General features: G+C 65.6%; 12 protein-coding genes. 9 read left to right on the top strand and 3 right to left on the bottom strand.

Annotation, left to right across the window (positions count from 1 at the left end; all coding sequences use genetic code 11):
* Nucleotides 1-427: 427 nt before the first annotated feature.
* Nucleotides 428-838 carry an Hsp20/alpha crystallin family protein gene (locus ACS8YF_RS12265; RefSeq protein ID WP_440850489.1) on the bottom strand — a complete coding sequence of 137 codons (411 nt, stop codon included), beginning with the start codon at nucleotides 836-838 and terminating at the stop codon, nucleotides 428-430.
* A gap of 383 nt (nucleotides 839-1,221) precedes the next feature.
* Between ACS8YF_RS12265 and ACS8YF_RS12260 the strand changes: the two genes are divergently transcribed.
* Genes ACS8YF_RS12260 through ACS8YF_RS12245 form a run of 4 tightly spaced genes read left to right on the top strand, consistent with a single transcriptional unit; the run spans nucleotide 1,222 to nucleotide 10,288 of the window.
* On the top strand, nucleotides 1,222-2,781 hold the full coding sequence (locus ACS8YF_RS12260) for an efflux transporter outer membrane subunit (protein ID WP_440850488.1): 1,560 nt from the start codon (nucleotides 1,222-1,224) through the stop codon (nucleotides 2,779-2,781).
* Nucleotides 2,782-2,808: 27 nt separating this feature from the next.
* A complete protein-coding gene (locus ACS8YF_RS12255; RefSeq protein ID WP_440850487.1) occupies nucleotides 2,809-4,071 on the top strand; it encodes an efflux RND transporter periplasmic adaptor subunit in 1,263 nt (420 codons plus the stop codon).
* Nucleotides 4,071-7,202, top strand: coding sequence for a multidrug efflux RND transporter permease subunit (locus ACS8YF_RS12250; protein ID WP_440850486.1), 3,132 nt, complete (start codon nucleotides 4,071-4,073; stop codon nucleotides 7,200-7,202). Before ACS8YF_RS12255 ends, ACS8YF_RS12250 begins: the two co-directional genes overlap by 1 nt.
* A gap of 17 nt (nucleotides 7,203-7,219) precedes the next feature.
* Nucleotides 7,220-10,288: an efflux RND transporter permease subunit gene (locus tag ACS8YF_RS12245; protein ID WP_440850485.1), complete on the top strand. Its 3,069-nt coding sequence runs from the start codon at nucleotides 7,220-7,222 to the stop codon at nucleotides 10,286-10,288.
* 176 nt (nucleotides 10,289-10,464) lie between these two features.
* Here the strand turns inward: ACS8YF_RS12245 and thpD are convergent, their stop codons facing one another.
* Both thpD and ACS8YF_RS12235 read right to left on the bottom strand, forming a co-directional pair.
* Nucleotides 10,465-11,385: an ectoine hydroxylase gene (thpD, locus tag ACS8YF_RS12240; protein WP_440850484.1), complete on the bottom strand. Its 921-nt coding sequence runs from the start codon at nucleotides 11,383-11,385 to the stop codon at nucleotides 10,465-10,467.
* A gap of 244 nt (nucleotides 11,386-11,629) precedes the next feature.
* A complete protein-coding gene (locus ACS8YF_RS12235; RefSeq protein WP_440850483.1) occupies nucleotides 11,630-12,109 on the bottom strand; it encodes an Hsp20/alpha crystallin family protein in 480 nt (159 codons plus the stop codon).
* A gap of 258 nt (nucleotides 12,110-12,367) precedes the next feature.
* Between ACS8YF_RS12235 and ACS8YF_RS12230 the strand changes: the two genes are divergently transcribed.
* The 5 genes from ACS8YF_RS12230 to ACS8YF_RS12210 all read left to right on the top strand — a co-directional run bounded on the left by ACS8YF_RS12230 (nucleotide 12,368) and on the right by ACS8YF_RS12210 (nucleotide 18,484).
* Nucleotides 12,368-13,468 carry a branched-chain amino acid aminotransferase gene (locus ACS8YF_RS12230; protein WP_440850482.1) on the top strand — a complete coding sequence of 367 codons (1,101 nt, stop codon included), beginning with the start codon at nucleotides 12,368-12,370 and terminating at the stop codon, nucleotides 13,466-13,468.
* A 392-nt stretch (nucleotides 13,469-13,860) separates the two neighbouring features.
* Entirely contained in the window at nucleotides 13,861-14,532 is a 672-nt protein-coding gene (locus tag ACS8YF_RS12225) for a methyltransferase family protein (RefSeq protein ID WP_440850481.1), read from the top strand.
* Nucleotides 14,533-14,811: 279 nt separating this feature from the next.
* The gene (gene adhP, locus ACS8YF_RS12220) at nucleotides 14,812-15,837 is read left to right on the top strand and encodes an alcohol dehydrogenase AdhP (RefSeq protein WP_440850480.1); all 1,026 of its coding nucleotides are present in this window, start codon (nucleotides 14,812-14,814) and stop codon (nucleotides 15,835-15,837) included.
* Nucleotides 15,838-15,878: 41 nt separating this feature from the next.
* Nucleotides 15,879-16,910 carry a zinc-dependent alcohol dehydrogenase family protein gene (locus ACS8YF_RS12215; protein ID WP_440850479.1) on the top strand — a complete coding sequence of 344 codons (1,032 nt, stop codon included), beginning with the start codon at nucleotides 15,879-15,881 and terminating at the stop codon, nucleotides 16,908-16,910.
* Nucleotides 16,907-18,484: an AAA family ATPase gene (locus ACS8YF_RS12210; RefSeq protein WP_440850478.1), complete on the top strand. Its 1,578-nt coding sequence runs from the start codon at nucleotides 16,907-16,909 to the stop codon at nucleotides 18,482-18,484. The genes ACS8YF_RS12215 and ACS8YF_RS12210 overlap by 4 nt, the downstream gene beginning before the upstream one ends.
* Nucleotide 18,485 lies beyond the last annotated feature (1 nt).

Below are 18,485 nucleotides of genomic sequence, written 5' to 3'. Positions count from 1 at the left end.
GCAGCGCGAGGCCGAACGGGGGCGCGCAGCGCCACCGGCCCGAAGGGCGAGGCGCGTTAGCGCCGAGTCATCCTGCCGGGCGCACCAAATAATTAAGAACCCGCAAGCACGCGTTTTTCATGGCCAAAACGAAGCCCATTCGAACCTGCGACAGATAACAAGCCAGGTTCGACGGCCTCGCAGCGCGAGGCCGAACGGGGGCGCGCAGCGCCACCGGCCCGAAGGGCGAGGCGCGTTAGCGCCGAGTCATCCTGCCCGGGCCCGGGAATCGCCGCCACGCCGCAATCCGGCGCGGCCGTTGGTTCGTGGAGGCTCATGGACGCCTCGTCCAGCGGGAAAAGGACGGCGGCACGAGCTCGCCTGAAATAGCAGCAAGCCAAAACAGAACCGCGACAACGTGCCGCCAAGCCGCAGTGTGGGGGCACGATTACTCGATCACGACCTCTGTTTTTTCGACAGCGCTTTCAGCGGTCTTCGGAAGCCGAATCTCAACCAGGCCGTCGCGGTACTTCGCATGGATCTTTTGTGCATCCGCGTTCCCGGGAAGACTGAAACTGCGAGCGAACTGTCCATAGAAGCTTTCTCGTCGATGCTGCTTTTCGTCCTTCTCCTCATGCTCCCAGCGTCTTTCGCCGGACAGTTTCATAATGCCCTTGTCCACCGTCAGGTGAATATCATCTCGATTCACCCCCGGCAGTTCGGCGCGAATCACATATTCCTTCTTCTTCTCGCGAATATCGACGGCCGGCATCCAGTCGTTCCGGTCAAGCGCTCGCGCATCGCCGCGCCTGAACATGTCGTCAATTTCGCGCAACGGGTTCCACGTCATCAGGTCCATGGTCATCTCCTGTAACTTCGATCAAGCGACCTCACTCCTGAATCGCGACCATGCGCCAGGTAGCCCGCCGGCCGCTTGATCTCGGTCAACCCTCGCGCGCATTCAAAGCGCGCACCCCGGCGTCGGGACGCCAAACGCGGTATCCAGACCAAACAGGCCCGCGGGGCGCGGCCTTGGCCAGACACCAGGTAGCCCCGTTCAGCGAGCACGATCGCGCGCCCAGCGGACACCGAACGCTCTTTCGCCCCTATTCAACGGCCGCGGCTATTCCATCCCCACCTTTGTATCGTTTTATGTCAGCCGACGTATTCGACATACTCTGCGACAAACTTGTGCCCCCCTGACAACGGCGCGCCATATCGGGCGCTGTAATATCCCTCACCATGACCTTCGCTTTATCAGACCGGCGTCATTGCGAGGCGGTCGCTGCCCTCCTGCGTGCCTGGCCCAAGCATACGCGCCGTCCCATTGCCGGGGTGATACTGCTGGCGCTGGCCGGCTGCGTTCTGCCGCCGAACGTGCCGACGCCGAAATCAATCGCCCCGGCACAATATCGCGGCGCGAACAAGGGCGGAGCCGCGGGCAAGGCCCCGGTATGGCCGTCGCCAAACTGGTGGCGGAATTTCGGCTCGCCGGAACTGAACCGGCTCATGTCGCGGGCGCGCGCCGCCAATTACAACATCGCCGCGGCCGCTGCCCGGGTCGCCCAGGCGGACGCGCAGATCCGTGTATCCGGCGCGCCGCTGTTCCCGAGTCTGAGCGCGAAGGGCTCGGGCACCCGCAGCTATCAGGGCGCGGGTTCGCAAAGCAGTTCGTATGCGTTACCCAACGGCAACGGCGGTACGACCAGCGTGTTGTCGTCCGGCTCGACGACACGCACCAACTACCAGGCCGCCCTGAGTGCCAGTTACGAGCTCGACTTCTGGGGCAAGAACCGCAGTGCGCTGAACTCGGCGCGCCAGTCCGCACTGGCCAGCCGCTATGACAAGGCGACGGTGGCGCTGAGTGTGGAATCGAGCGTTGCCACTACTTACTTCACCATCGTCACGCTCAAGGACCGGCTGCGCATCGCGCAGCACAACCTCGGCGTTGCGCGCGATCTGCTCAAGGCTTTGCAGGCACAGCTCCAGGTCGGCATCGGCACCGCGCTCGATGTCGCGCAGCAACAGACGCAGGTGGCGAACCAGTTGGCCGCGATTCCACCGATCCGGCAGCAGCTGCAGCAGAACATCAATGCGCTGGCGGTTCTGCTCGGCGAAGCGCCGGCACAGCTCGATCTGGCCATCACGACGCCGTCGAAAATCAACGTGCCGTCGATCGACGCCGGGCTGCCCTCCACCCTGCTGACGCGCCGGCCGGATATCGCCCACGCACGCGCCCAGCTCGCCGCCGCGCGCTCGGATGTGTCGTCGTCCAAGGCCGCCCTGTTCCCGACATTCGATCTGAGCGCCCAGGGCGGTTGGCAGAACGCGACCCTGAACGGGCTGTTCAACCCGCTCAACGAATTCTATTCGCTGGCCGGCACCATCACCCAGCCGATCTTCCAGGGCGGTCAACTGCGCGGACAGCTCGCCGTCAGCCGCGGGCGCTATGACGAACTGCTGGCCAATTACCAAAGCGATGTGCTCAGCGCCTTCGAGGATGTGGACAACGCCTTGACCGACATTCGCCAGACCACCGAACAGGAAAAACGCCAGCAACAGGCGGTCAAGCTGGCCAAGCGCGCGCTGGATATTTCACGCGCGCGGCTGAAGCAAGGCATCACCGACGTCACCACGGTGCTCAATACCGAAAAGACGCTGTTCAACGCGCGCGACGCGCTGGCCCAGACCCGTCAGGCCCGGCTCAACGCCACCGTCAGCCTGTATCAGGCGCTCGGCGGCGGCTGGGATCAAAAAACCGCCAAGCAATCGAAAAGCTATGCGGAAATGCCGCGGTTCTGAGCGACGTGCCGCCTGCAAGGAAAGACGATGACTAGAAAACGTGTGTTCGTCGGCCTGCTCATGCTGGCCGCGCTGGCCGGACTGATCTGGTTCGGCCTGTCGGCGCATCACGGCAAATCGGCGCGCGGGCACGGCCGGTTCGGCGGTGGCGCGGGCGGCGTGCCCGTGCTGACGGCCAAGGCTGTCACGCAAAACGTGCCGGTGATCCTCAACGGCGTGGGCACGGTTCAGGCGTATCAGACGGTTACGGTACAACCGCAGGTCGGGGGCAAGCTCCTGAGCCTGAATTTCAAGGAAGGCCAGGAAGTCGACAAGGGCGACGTGATTGCCAAGATCGATCCGACCACCTACAAGGCAGATCTCGAACAGGCCAAGGCCAAGCTCGCCATGGATCGGGCCGGGCTGGCCAACGCCCGGCTGGATCTCAAGCGCTACGCCAAGCTGGCGAAAACCAATTACGTGTCGAAACAGCAGGCCGACCAGGCACGCGCCACCGTGCGCCAGGATATCGCCCAGGTGCAATCGGACCAGGCCGCGGTCGACAGCGCGCGGGCCACGCTCGGCTATACCTCGGTGGTGGCCCCGATCACCGGGCGCACGGGGATCCGCATGGTGGATGAAGGCAATATCGTGTCGGCCAGCAGCACCGATATCGTCGTCATCACCCAGCTGCAGCCGATCGCTGCGGTGTTCACCCTGCCCTCGGACGACGTCGCCAAGGTCCGGTCAGCCGCCGCCAAGGGGCGGCTGACCGTGCGGGTAGTCGGCGCCGACGGCGACAAGGTGCTGGATACCGGGCACCTGGAAGTGATCAACAACCAGGTCGACACCACCACCGGCACGATCAAGCTCAAGGCCATATTGCCCAACGCGAACCAGCAACTCTGGCCCGGACAGTTCGTCAATGTCCGCCTGCAGGTGGGCACGCTGGACAATGCGACCGTGGTCCCGGTCGCCGCCGTCCAGCAAGGCCCGAACGGCGCCTTCGTTTATGAAGTCGGCAAGAACGGCACGGCCGAGATGCATTCGGTGACCGTCACCCAGCAGGACGAGACCCGGGCCGTGATCGCCCAGGGCGTGCAACCCGGCCAGGCCGTGATCACCGCCGGCTTCGGGCAGCTTTCCGACGGGGCCAAGGTCAAGGTCGACGCCGGCCAGGCACAGTCCCGTTCGCCGTCAGCCCAAGCCGCGCAGGAGATCGGCCACAAAGCGGATTCCGGTCGCGCTGACGACAATAGCGATCGCGACGATGCCGCGCCCACCCGGCATAAAGGCAAGGCGAAGCCCTGATGCGCGTCTCAGACGCGTTCATCAGCCGGCCGATCGCCACGTCGCTGCTGGCGCTGGCGGTGCTGCTGTCGGGCATTCTCGGCTATCGTTTTCTGCCGATCTCGTCGCTGCCGCAGGTGGATTTTCCGACCATTCAGGTGACCACGCGCCTGCCCGGCGCCAGCGCCGATACCGTCTCGCGTCTGCTCACGGCGCCGCTGGAGCACCAGCTCGGCCAGATTCAGGGCCTGGCCAACATGACGTCGACCAGCGCCATGGGCCGCAGCGAGATCACGCTGCAATTCGTGCTCGGGCGCGACATCGATGCCGCCGCGCAGGACGTGCAGGATGCCATCAACGAGGCCAACGGCAATCTGCCGAACAACCTGCCCTATCCGCCGAGCTACTCGAAGGTCAATCCGGCCGACACCCCGATCCTGACGATCGCACTGACCTCGAAGAACCTGCCGATCGAACGCCTCAGCGATGTCGCCGACACACTGCTCGCCCAGCGCCTGAGCGAGGTCAGCGGGGTCGGGCACGTCACCGTCGAGGGCGGCATTCGCCCGGCGGTGCGCATCCAGGCCAATCTGCCGCAGCTGGCCTCCTACGGGCTCGGGCTGGAGACCCTGCGCAGCGCGATCTCCGCGGCCAACACCAACCAGCCCAAGGGCTCGCTCTCGGGCGCGGTCAAGGCGTACACCATCGGCGCCAACGATCAGCTCGCCGATGCCGCGGCTTATCGCAACGTCATCGTCGCCTACAAGAACGGTGCGCCGGTGCGTCTGGACAACGTCGCGAAAGTCGTCTCGGGCGTTGAGAACAACAGGGTCGCGGCCAGCTTCAACGGCACGCCGGCGGTGGTGCTGGATGTCCAGCGTCAGCCGGGCGCCAACGTGGTTCAGACCGTCGATGCGCTCAAGGCGCGGCTTCCGGCGCTGCGCTCAGCCGTGCCCAGCGGCGTGAACATGCAGATCGTGTCCGACCGCACGGGCACGATCCGTGCATCGGTGCGCGACGTCCAGTTGACCCTGTTGCTATCCGTGGCCCTCGTGGTGATGGTGGTGCTGCTGTTTCTGCGCAGCGTGAGCGCCACGCTCATCGCCGGCGTCGCGCTGCCCCTGTCGCTGATCGCCACCTTCGGGGTGATGTGGTTCGCCGGTTTTTCGCTCGACAATCTCTCATTGATGGCACTGACCATCGCCACCGGCTTCGTGGTCGATGACGCCATCGTGATGATCGAGAACATCGTGCGTCATCTGGAGGCGGGCGAATCGCCGATGCGGGCCGCCTACAAGGGCTCGGGCGAAATCGCCTTCACCGTGATCTCGCTGACGTTGTCGCTGATCGCCGTGTTCATCCCGCTGTTGCTGATGCCCGGGATCGTCGGGCGCCTGTTCCGCGAGTTCGCGCTGACGTTGTCAGTATCGGTCCTGGTCTCGGCCGTGGTGTCGCTGACACTGACGCCGATGATGTGCGCCCGGCTGCTGTCGACGAAAACACGCGAGCCCGGGCGCCTGGCGCGCGCGGCCGACCGCGCCGTGACCCGCCTGACCGATGGCTACCAGCGCAGCCTGCGCTGGGTGCTGGCGCACCGGGCGGCGACGCTATGGGTGACCATCGCCACGCTGGCGCTCACGATACTGCTCTACATTCTCGTGCCGAAGGGCTTCCTGCCGCAGGAGGACACCGGTCTGCTGACCGCTCAGACCCGTGCCGACCCGTCGGTGTCGTTCGATGCCATGCAAAAGATCCAGGCCCGGGTCGATGCCGCGGTGCGACGCGATCCCGATGTCGCCGCGGTGACCTCGACGGTTGGCGTGAGTTCGAGCAACGCCACACCCAACACCGGCAGTATGTCGATCGTGCTCAAGCCGCAGGCGGATCGCGGTGATGCTATCGACACCACGATCGACGACCTCAACCGGCGCGTGGCGAACATCCCGGGCGTCAATGTGGTGTTCAAGGCGGTACAGAGCATTCAGATCGCCACCACGAGCGGGCCGACGCAATACCAGTATGTGCTGACCGACAGCGACGCCCGCCGCTTGACCCAGTGGTCGCACCGTCTCACCGCGGCGCTGCAGCACGTGGCCCGGGTCCGCAATGTCTCGTCGGACATCGACAACATCGGCGAGCGCGTGCAGATCGATGTGGACCGCAATGCGGCCGGACGGCTGGGCGTAACCATGCAGTCGATCAACGACACGCTCTACGACGCCTTCGGCCAGCGCCAGATCTCGACCATCTTCGGCCAGGCCAACCAGTATCGCGTGGTTCTGGAGGCGGCGCCGCGCTACCGCTCCGACCCCTCGGTGCTGTCGGATCTGTACGTGCCCACCAGCGACGGGGCCCAGGTCCCGCTGCGCGCGGTGGCCAACACGCATCTGGTGACCGCGCCGCTGGCCATCCAGCACGAGGAACAGTTTCCGGCGGCCACGCTGAACTTCGATCTGGCGCCGGGCACCTCGCTCGGCGAAGCGATCAACGCCATCCAGAATACCGAGCAATCGATCGGCATGCCGGCCGCGATCCAGGGTACGTTCGTCGGCAGCGCCGCCGAGTTCGCCAAGTCGCTGGCGGTCGAACCCTGGCTGATTCTCGCGGCGATTATCGTCATCTACATCGTGCTCGGCGTGCTCTACGAGAGCTTCATCCATCCGTTCACGATCCTCACCACCCTGCCCTCGGCCGGCGTCGGCGCCCTGCTGGCGCTGTCCCTGCTCGGCTACGACCTGTCGGTGGTCGCGCTGATCGGCATCATCCTGTTGATGGGCATCGTCAAGAAGAACGCGATCATGATGATCGACTTCGCGCTCGATGCCGAACGCGAACGCGGCCTGGCGCCGGAGGCGGCGATATTCGAGGCCGCCCTGCGCCGCTTCCGGCCGATCATGATGACCACGCTGGCCGCCCTGCTCGGCGCCCTGCCCCTGGCGCTGGCACACAACGTGGGCTCGGAACTGCGGGTGCCGCTGGGCGTGACCATCATCGGCGGGCTGCTGTTGTCGCAGGTGATGACGCTCTATACGACACCGGTCATCTACCTGTACATGGACGGCGTCAAGGACAGGCTCGCGCGCTCGCGCGTCGGGCGTTATCTGGGCAACCATGAGCAACGCGGTCGCGGCCTGGCGCCGCCGATCCGCTGACCGAAGCCGGCCACGCGATGAATATTTCGGCTCCGTCCATACGGCACCCGATCGGCACCTGTCTGCTGGCTTTCGGCCTGTTGCTGCTCGGCACGGTGAGCTATCTCTACCTGCCGGTAGCAAGCCTGCCATCGGTGGATCTGCCGATCATCACGGTATCCGCCAGCCTGCCGGGCGCGAGTCCCGAGACGGTGGCGGCCACGGTTGCCGCCCCGCTGGAACGCCGCCTGGGCGCCATACCCGGCGTCACCGCGCTGAGCTCCACGAGCACGCTCGGTTCCACCAACATCATGATCCAGTTCGCGCTGAGCCGCAGCGTGGACGGCGCGGCCCAGGATGTGCAGTCGGCGATCAACGCGGCCCAGGCCGATCTGCCGGGCAATCTGTCGCGCACGCCGCATCTGCGCAAGATCAACCCCTCGGCCTTTCCCATCCTCATCCTCGCGCTCACCTCGAAAACGATGCCGCCGAGCGATCTCTACGACGTCGCCGACACCGTAATCGCCCAGCGCATCGCGCAGGTACAGGGCGTCTCCGATGTCTCGGTAACCGGCGCCGAGCAGCCGGCCGTGCGCGTGGCCATGCAGCCCGGCAAGCTCGCCGCTATGGGCGTGGGCCTCGATGTAGTGCGCCAGGCGATCGTCCACGCCAACGTCGACACCCCGCTGGGCAGTTTCGACGGCCCCCGACGTCGTCTGAGCATCGCCACCAACGGCGCCCTGCGCTCGGTGGACGACTATCGCGCGATACCGATCAAGAAGGCCGATGGCACGCTGGTGCCATTATCCGATGTGGCGCACGTATCGGCGGGCACCCGCGACCGCCTGCAGACGGGCTCCTACGACGGCAAGCCCGCGGTCCTGTTGATCATCCATCAATCCAGCGGCGCCAATGTGGTCGCCACGGTCGATCGCATCAAGGCGATGCTGCCGACGCTCGATCACTGGGTGCCGAGCGGGGTGAAGATATCCACCTTCTCCGACCGCACCACCACCATCCACGCGAGCGTCGACGATCTGCAGTTCACGCTCATGGCCAGCATCGCGCTGGTCATGCTGGTGGTGCTGCTGTTCCTGCGCCGCGGCGTGCCGACGATCGCCGCCGGCATCACCGTGCCGCTGTCACTGGCCGGCACCGCGGTATTGATGTGGTTGTGCGGCTTCTCGCTGGACAACCTGTCGCTGATGGCGCTGACCATTTCCGTCGGCTTCGTGGTCGACGATGCGATCGTGATGATCGAGAACGTCTACCGCAATCTCGAAGCCGGCATGCGCCCGCTGCGTGCGGCGTTCGCCGGCGCCAGGCAGATCGGCTTCACCGTGGTCTCGATCAGCCTCTCCCTGATCGCGGCCTTCAGCCCGCTGGTGCTGATGAGCGGCATCGCCGGGCGGCTGCTGCGCGAATTCTCGCTGACCCTGGTATTCGCGATTGCCGTTTCGGCGCTGGTTTCGCTGACCGTCACGCCGATGATCTGCAGCCGTTTCATCCGGCGTGCGCCGAGGCTCGGCGAAACCCGGCTCGATCGCCTGCTGGAACCCGCTCTGGGCTGGCTCAACGGCGTCTACAGCGCCAGCCTGCGGCATGTCATCAACCAGCGCTGGCTGATGATGGGCGTCACCGGGCTGGCCCTGGTGCTGATGGGGGCATTGTTCATGCATCTGCCCAAGAGCTTCATTCCGGCCGGCGATGCGGACCTCCTGATCGGCATCACCCAGGGCGCGCCGGATGCCTCCTTCGATCGCATGGTGGCGATCGAAAAACGCGTGCGCAATATCGTGCTTTCGGACCCGGCGGTGGCGCATGTCGGCGATAGTGTCGGCTCATCGAGCCGCGGCGGCGCCAACCAGGCACGCCTGTTCGTGGCGTTGAAGCCTACGGATGAACGCACGGCCACGGCGCAACAGATCATTGCCCGCCTGCGGCCAAAGCTGGCCCAGGTCAAGGACGCCCGCACGTTCCTGAGCGCGATCCAGGCGCTGCCCACGGGCGTGCATCACAGTGACAAGGGCAATTATCAGTTCACCCTCTGGAGCCCGGACCTCAACCTGTTATCGACATGGACGCCCCGGGTGCTGGCACGGCTGCGCGGGATACCGCAGCTGGCCGATGTCTCCACCGATCGGGATGAGGGCGGCCCGCAGGTCAATCTACAGATCGATCGCACGGCCGCCGCGCGCCTGCATGTCAGTGCCACGGCCATCGATTCCGCCCTCAACGACGCCTTTTCGCAGCGCCAGATCTCGACCATCTATACCGAGAGCAATCAATACAAGGTGGTCCTCGGCATCACGCCCGATCTGCAGCGTGAAGTGGCCGATGTTCATCGCATCGACGTGACCGCCGAAGACGGCAGCCAGGTGCCGCTGTCGGCGGTCACGACAATGCGTATCGGCACGGCCCCGTTGTCGGTACACCACGATGGCCAGTACCCGTCGGTAACTTTCAGCTACAACCTCGCGCCCGGGGCCACCATGGGCGTGGCCCGGAGCGCGATCCAGACCGCGATGGGCGCACTGCACGCCCCGCCCGACATCCACGTCGATCTCGGCAGCAGCAATCCGGCCAGCGCCGGCCACGAACTGCTGCTGATCGGTGCCGCGTTGATCTCGGTCTATCTCGTGCTGGGCATTCTCTACGAGAGCCTGATTCATCCGCTGACCATCCTCTCGACCCTGCCATCGGCCGGCCTGGGCGCGATGCTTGCCCTGTACCTGACCGGCACCGAGCTCTCGCTCATGCCAGTGATCGGCATCGTGCTGCTGATCGGCATCGTCAAGAAGAACGGCATCATGCTGGTCGACTTCGCGCTCGAAGGCGAGCGCAAGCGCGGCTGGACACCGGAAAAAGCCATCTTCGAAGCGGCCCGCGAACGTTTCCGCCCGATCACGATGACCACCCTCGCGGCCGTGCTGGGCGCCGTACCACTACTGATTGCGTCCGGGCCCGGCTCGGAACTGCGACGCCCGCTGGGCATCACCATCATCGGCGGCCTGATCGTCTCGCAGCTGCTCACGATTTACACGACACCTGCGATCTATCTGGTCATGGATCGCATGCGCCGACGACGGCGCATGCCAACGGCATGACACGGTCAGGCCTGTAGCCGGGCAGGCCGGCGCCAAGGCCCCGGCCCCGTCGGACACGAGCCGGCCGTGGCGGCGGGCCGGGCAACAGCGCCCACCGGGCCCGCCACCGGTGATGTCAAAAAACGCCGGCGCTCGGACCGGCGTTACTGCTGGACGTGTTCGGGTTCGCTCCGGCTTCAGCGCAGTTGCGCATACGGGTCGTACAGATGCAGCGGTTCCGGGGTTTCCCGATTGGCCAGAAACGACGGTCGTGCCCGTTTGGCCGCGAACGGTTCCTCCAGCACGTTGTGTACGCTGTTGTAGACGAAGAACAGGTTCGAACGCGGCCAGGGCGACATGTTCGCGTTCGAGGCATGCAGCACATTGCATTCGAATAACAACAGCGAACCGGCCGGGCCCTTGGGCGCAGTGATACCGCCGCGATTGACCAGTTCCTGCAGGTTCTGCTGGCTCGGCACGCCGGTTTCCTGCATCTTCAGGGAGCTCTTCCAGTTCTCGTCCGGCGTGGCCCCCTGGCAGGGCACGAACTCGTGGTGGGAGCCCGGGATGAGCATCAGCGGGCCATTGAACTCGTTGTTGTCGGTGAGCATGATCGACGCGCTGATCGCGCGCATGCGCGGCATGCCGTCCTCGGCGTGCCAGGTTTCAAAGTCCGAGTGCCAGTCGAAGCCGGAACCCTGAAAGCCGTATTTGTCGTTGATCCGCGACTGATGAATGTAGACGTCGCCCCCCAGCAGCTGCTGAACCATGCCGAGGATGCGCGCGTCGCGGGTCAACTCGTCAAAGCGCGGCGAGATGCGGTGCATGTCGAACACCGAACGAATCGCACCGCTTTTCGGATCGCGAATGACGCCCTCGGACTCCAGAAGTTCCGGATCATGGCTCATCTGTTCGAGTTCCTTGAAGAACGGCGCCACGCGATCCTGGGAGAAGAACCCCTCGAACCACAGAAAACCGTCGCGCTCGAAGGCCGACAGCGCCACCTCGCCGAGCGGGCCGTTCCAGCGCTCGCTCGGCCCCGAGTGCACCACCGGATCGCGCCGGTTGTGGCGCGGCAAAGGCTGTTCGGTACGGCTGACGTAATCGTCGTTGCGCATGCTTGCGTCCTCCGTGATCACCTGACTCGTGCGCGTCGAGCACAGCGGTCGCGGTGCGGCCGGCAGACCAAAGACGACAAACGTCGGCCCCGCCCGCGAAACCGCTGCCGCGCGCGTCGTGTCCATGCCCTGTTTGTTACGAAATGCTAACGAAAGCAACCATGGCTTACCAACCGGCCGGGCCGCCCGCCGGCGGCAAAAAGAAACGGGGCCCAGAGGGCCCCGTCCCGGCGTCCGCCGACAATCAGTTCGAGGTCGTGGACTTGACCTCGATACGGCGTGGCTGGCTCTGGGCCTTTTTCGGCACCGTCACCTGCAACACGCCGTTCTCGGCATGGGCTTCCACCGCATCCGCATCCGCGGTGTCCGGCAGCGTGAAGCGGCGTACGAAACGCCCATAGCGGCGCTCGACGTGACGCGTCATGTGGCCCGTGTTACCGGATTCGTCGTCCGGCTTATCCTGCGCGCTGTCGTAGTGATAGTTGCGTTCGCCGCTCAATGTCAGCACGCCATTGCGCAGCGTGATCTCGATATCCCCGGGATCGATGCCCGGCACTTCGGCGTCGATCAGGTAGGCCTCGTCGCTTTCATGGATATCGATGGCCGGACGCCAGCTGCCACCGTAGACCGCCGGCACGTCATCCGCCTGGCCGTGGAACATGCGGTTGATTTCGTCGTTGAACTGCTGCAGAAGAGTCGACGGTTCATAACGCTGAATGGCCATAGTTACCCTCCTTTGTTGCTGGCTTGCTGAGCCTGTTTCTCTACTCCGGAGCTTGGGGACGACGGCCAACATTTCAATAGTTACTTGATCGTTTTTTTGTACCCGATCGCCCGCACGCCCCGGCTGTTTCGTGCCTGCCCGGCCTCCGGCATACTGCTTCACTTTGCAGACATCATCCGGCGCGGCGCAGACGCCCGCCAGGCCATCCTTTATCATCAGGCGTTGGCGCCGGCTTTCGACTTGTGGGGAGTATTCGTAGTGTCCACGTCCCGTTTTTCCTTCCGACCCAATACAACACCGGTGGCGAGCCACGTGCGCGACACGATTCTGGCCGACCCGGGTTTCGGCCGGCACTTCAGCGATCATATGAGTCATGCTCGCTGGACCGCCGAACAGGGCTGGCACGCATGTGAAGTGCGTCCCTATGGTCCCCTGACCCTGGACCCGGCTTCCCCGGTGCTGCATTACGCCCAGGAAATCTTTGAGGGCCTGAAGGCCTACCGGCATGCCGACGGCTCGGTGTGGGGATTCCGTCCGACGCGCAACGCCGCGCGCTTCCGGCAATCGGCCCGCCGACTGGCGTTGCCGGAGCTCGACGACCAGACGTTCGTCGAGTCCATTCGCGCGCTGATCGAGCAGGACAGCGCCTGGGTGCCCACCCCGCGCGACGAACGCGAGGAATGCAGCCTCTATATCCGGCCGTTCATGATTGCGAACGGCCGTTTCCTGGGCGTGAAGCCGGCCGCGGCAGTGGATTACTACGTCATCGCCTCGCCCGCCGCCTCATACTTCAAGGGCGCCGGCAAGCCGATCTCCATCTGGCTGTCGTCGCATTACAATCGCGCCGCCCCCGGCGGCACGGGCGCAGCCAAGTGCGGCGGCAATTATGCCGCCTCGCTGGTCGCCCAGCAGGAAGCGATCGACCACGGCTGCGAGCAGGTGGCGTTTCTCGATGCCGCGGAAAACAAGTGGGTCGAGGAACTGGGCGGGATGAACCTGTTCTTCGTCTACCGCGACGGCCGTCTGGTCACGCCCGCCCTGACCGGCACCATTCTCGAGGGTGTGACGCGCGATTCGGTGCTCACGCTGGCCAGGGAAATCGGCCTGCAGCCCGAACAGCGCGCCATCAGCATCGACGAATGGCGTGACGGGGTGAACAGCGGTGAGATCAGCGAGGTCTTCGCCTGCGGCACCGCCGCCGTGATCACGACCATCGGTGCGTTGATGACCGAACACGACACCATCGGCGACCCCGAGCGCGGCAACGGCGAAGTCGCCCAGCGGCTGCGCAAGGCCTTGCTCGACCTGCAGTACGGCCGTGCCGAGGACAAGCACGGCTGGCTCACGCGTCTGGCCTGATAGCGCCGTCGCCCCGGGCGTCGACCGCCGGCCGGGGCGATCTCGTCATCACGCGCGAAGGTCGGCACGGTGCGTTCGCGCGATGGGTGTCGAGGCATTCTTGCGCATTCCGGAAGGCCCGGCGACGCGCCGTATCCGGTCATGCGGCGACAGGCCACCGCGGGTCGAAACCGAGCGTCATCCCATGGCCGTCATCCATGGCAACCGGCATCGGCCGAGCGCACCGTTCACAACCGCCACATGACCCTTCTGGCCATGGCGACCCGCCGGAAGTCGTGTCTGGTGCACCATCCGTTCCGATTCAATATTACGAAAATAAAACGAAACCTGAACGAAATACGCACACATTAACCCCCAGTATTGCGCGAGCCAGCACGCCCGGGAGGACCGTTATGACCCATGCGAAGCGCGATACGTCACGCCCGTCGCGCCGTCGGAATGCCGGCAAGGGCGCGCATCGAATCTATCCCGACGAGAACTCGATGCAGAACGCCGATCTGATCACGCGTCTGCGGGCGCGCCGGCTGACGCCGCGGGTGCTGTTGGCCTACGTCGCAGCACTGGGGCTGTTGCTGTTTGCCGCGCCCTGGCCGCCAACGTTCGCGTTCGGCAGCGTGATCGTGGTCCTCGGGCTGCTGTTGCGTATCTGGACCTTCGGCCATCTACGCAAGAACCAGAACGTCATCACCACCGGACCGTATGCGCACACCCGCAATCCGGCGTACGTGGGCTCGGCGCTGGTCATGACCGGGCTGTTCATCGCGGCCGGCAACCCCTACGACTATCAGGGGCTCGCCATCTGGATGGCCGGGATCGCGGGGCTGTATGTGTTTTTCAGGCACTACATGCCGCGCAAGTATCGTCGCGAGTACGGCAAGCTACGCGAGCTGTTCGGGCCCGCCGTGGATGAACACGCGGCCCACGTGCCGGATTTCTTCCCCCGGCTGACGCCCTGGCGCAGTGGCGACACCCAGCGTTTCTCCTGGGCCTGCGTGCGCGCGAACCACGAGCTGATCTGGCCGGTCGCCGGAATCGTGGCGCTGATCATCATCGGACTCGGCTGAAGCCGCGGCGCCGAAAGCCGCTCTGGCAAAACGGCCGACAGGGTCGCGGCCCTTGCCCCATGGTTCCGGCGCCGCCGGATCCAGGCAACCATAAGGGCAACGCCTCGCGCTCGACCTCGCGAACATGTTCGGCGTACTGGCGGCGCGGCCGATGGCGAACCGGTTCACTCCTTCCTGTACCGGGCGACGCCGCGCATCGGCGTTGATCTCGATCAACAGCGCCATGGCGCGACGGCGATAACGTCGATGTCGGATTTTGTCTCTCCAGAGGATGACGACATGACGCAGATGATGAACGCCGCCGTGGTGCGCACCTTCGGCCAGCCGCTGACGCTCGACGAAATTCCGATTCCGGAACCCGGCCCGAACGAGGTGCTGGTCAAGATCATGGCCAGCGGCATCTGCCATACCGACCTGCACGCGGCCAACGGCGACTGGCCGGTCAAGCCCACGCCGCCGTTCGTGCCGGGCCATGAAGGCGCCGGCATCGTCGCTCGCGTGGGCCCGGGCGTGACGCATCTCAAGGAAGGCGACGCCGTTGGCATTGCCTGGCTGCACGATGCCTGCGGACGCTGTGAACACTGCATTACCGGATGGGAGACGCTGTGCGAAACCCAGAACATGAGCGGCTACACGGTCAACGGCAGCTTCGCCGAATACGCCATCGGGCATGCCGACTATGTCGCGCGCCTGCCGGACAACGTCGACTTTCTTTCCATCGCCCCCGTTCTCTGCGCCGGCATCACCACCTACAAGGGCCTGAAGGAAACCGAGGCCAAACCGGGCGAATGGGTGGCCATCTCCGGCGTCGGCGGGCTCGGCCATGTCGCGATCCAGTACGCCAAGGCGATGGGGCTGCACGTGGTCGCGCTCGACGTGACCGCCGACAAGCTGGCCCTGGCGCGGGATCTGGGCGCGGATGTCGCGGTCGATGCCACCGACGCCACGGCCGTCGAGCAGGTCATCGATGAAACCGGCGGCGGCGCGCATGGCGTGCTGGTGACCGCGGTGTCGGTGCCGGCCTTCAACCAGGCCCTGTCGCTGGTCCGGCGGCGCGGCACCATTGCCCTGAACGGTCTGCCGCCGGGCGAGTTCAAGACGCCGATTTTCGACGTCGTGCTCAAGCGCCTCACGATCCGCGGCTCGATCGTCGGCACCCGCAAGGACATGGCCGAGGCGCTGGCCTTCGCGGCGGATGGCCACGTACGCCCGCATATCCATGAAACGCGGCTGGAAAACATCAACGATGTGTTCGCCGACCTTGCCGCCGGCACGGTCGATGGGCGTATGGTCATTCGCATGTAGCACAGGGCTCCCATCCTGAAACCCAGTCCGGAGGATGCGATATGCGCGCCATGGTTCTCGAAGCGCCCGGCCGGCCGCTTCGCCTCGACCCAGCCCGCGCCCGGCCCGAACCTGGTGCCGGCGAGTTGCTGATCCGGGTGCATGCCTGCGGGGTCTGCCGCACCGATCTGCATGTCGTCGACGGCGAGTTGCCCGAGCCCGCCGCCGCGCTCGTGCCCGGGCACGAAATCGTCGGCACGGTCGCGGCCGTCGGCGATGGCGTGGCCGACATCGGCATCGGCGCCCGTGTCGGCGTGCCCTGGCTCGGCTGGACCTGCGGCGAGTGCACGTTCTGTTTGAGCGGGCGGGAGAATCTTTGCGACCGCGCGCGCTTCACCGGCTATCAGATCGATGGCGGGTACGCCGATTATGCCGTCGCCGACGCCGGCTTCTGCTTCCCCATCCCGGCGGTATTCAGCGACCAGGCCGCTGCGCCGCTGCTCTGCGCCGGGCTGATCGGCTATCGGGCCTGGCGTATGGCCGGCAAGGCCCGGAATATCGGCTTCTACGGCTTCGGCGCGGCGGCCCATATCGCGATCCAGGTGGCGCGTTTTCATGGTCAGAACGTCTACGCCTTTACCCGCCCGGGCGACGCCGCGGGCCAGGATTTTGCCCGCGGGCTCGGTGCCGTCTGGGCCGGCGACTCGGAAACACAGCCGCCCGAAAAACTCGACGCCGCACTGATCTTCGCCCCGGTCGGCGCCCTCGTGCCCGCCGCGCTCGCCGCGACCGACAAGGGCGGCGTAGTGGTCTGCGCCGGCATCCACATGAGCGACATCCCGAGCTTCGCCTATCGCCTGCTCTGGGAAGAACGCACGCTGCGCTCGGTCGCCAACCTGACACGCCGCGACGGCGAGGAATTCTTCGAACTCGCGGGCCGGATTCCTATTCAGACCACGACCACGGCTTATGACCTGGAGCAGGCAAACGAGGCATTGAGCGCGCTGCGCGACGGGCGGCTCGAAGGCGCCGCCGTCCTGCTCACCAATGGCCACGACGCCCAGGATCCACGCGCGGAGGAATCGCGATCATGACCACGGACGATAGCCTCGACCACCATGACGGCCTCGACGCCCGCGCGACACAGCAGCAGGTGATCGATGCCCTCTGCTCGCCGGCATGCTATGCGCACCCCGTGGATACGGTGGTGCGCATCGACACCCATATTTCGACACTGCTGCTGGCCGGCGACTATGTCTACAAGATCAAGAAGGCACTGAAACTGGCGTTCGTGGACTACAGCACGCTGGCGCGGCGGCGCGCTTGCTGCGAAGCCGAGATTCAGCTGAATCGGCGGTTCGCGCCCGACCTCTATCTCGGCTGCGTGGCGATACGCGACGGCGACGACGGGCCGGGCTTTCGCGGCGACGGGCCGGTGCTCGAATATGCGGTCCAGATGGCGCGATTCGCCCCGGAAGCCCAGGGCGACGCCTGTGCGCGATCCGGACGGATCACCGCTGAAGCCGTCGACGGGCTCGCCGCCACCATTGCCCGCTACCACGAAAACGCCCCGACCGGCCCGCCCGAAACCCGCTATGGCAGTGCGGACTCGATCATGACCGCCGCACGGGCCAACCTCGATGAACTCGCTGCGCTGCTCGATCCGGCCGCCAATCCCGCATTCGCGTCATTGAACGCCTGGCTGCGCGATTGCTTCGCCGACGCGGCGCCCGAACTCGCGCACCGCCGGGCCGACGGTTTCGTGCGCGAATGCCATGGCGACATGCATCTGGCCAACCTGATCTTCCGGGCCGGGCGCTGGGAGGCCTTCGACTGCGTCGAGTTCGACCCCGCATTGCGCTGGCTCGACGTCATGGACGACATGGCGTTCACGCTCATGGATCTGCATGCCCACGGTCTGGCCGAAGCCGGGCATCGGTTTCTCAACCACTATCTCGAGATCACCGGCGATTACGACGGGCTGGCCGTGTTGCGGCCCTACCTCGTACATCGCGCGCTGGTACGCGAAAAGGTGGCGCGACTCACCGGCGACCGCCCCGACACCGATCGCGACCGGCCGCGCTATCTCGATACCGCGCATGCGCTGTCGATGGCGCGGCCGCGGCTCGTCATCACCCACGGCGTCTCCGGTTCCGGCAAGAGCTGGGCGGCGCAACGCGTGGCCGAGCATTTCGGCTACATCCGCATTCGCTCGGACATCGAGCGCAAGCGCATGCACGGGATTTGCCCGCTCACCCACCCGGCCGACGCGCCCGGCCACGGCCTGTACGACGCGCAGACCTCGGCGGCCACCTACCAGCGCCTGTTCGAACTCGCACAGACGGCGCTGCGCGGTGGATGGCCGGTCATTCTCGACGCCACCTTTCTCGATCGCGATCAACGACAGGCCGCGCGCGCTGTCGCCCACGAGGCGGACTGCCCGTTTCATATCCTCGACATGGATGTGTCGCCGGAAACCGCGCGTCGCCGTATACAGGCCCGCGGCACGTCGGATGCCTCCGATGCCGATACGCACATTCTGGACCACCAACTCACCAACTATCACCCGCTGGCGCGGCACGAGCGCGAAGACGCCCTGTGTACCTCGGGCGCATTCAGCGAATTGAGCGCGCTATTCGAGTCGCTCGAAGCCCGGGCCAGCGCTTGAT

The sequence above is a fragment of the Salinisphaera sp. SWV1 genome (assembly GCF_052044155.1).
Lineage (GTDB): Bacteria > Pseudomonadota > Gammaproteobacteria > Nevskiales > Salinisphaeraceae > Salinisphaera.
This window is presented reverse-complemented; position numbering and strand designations above follow the sequence as displayed.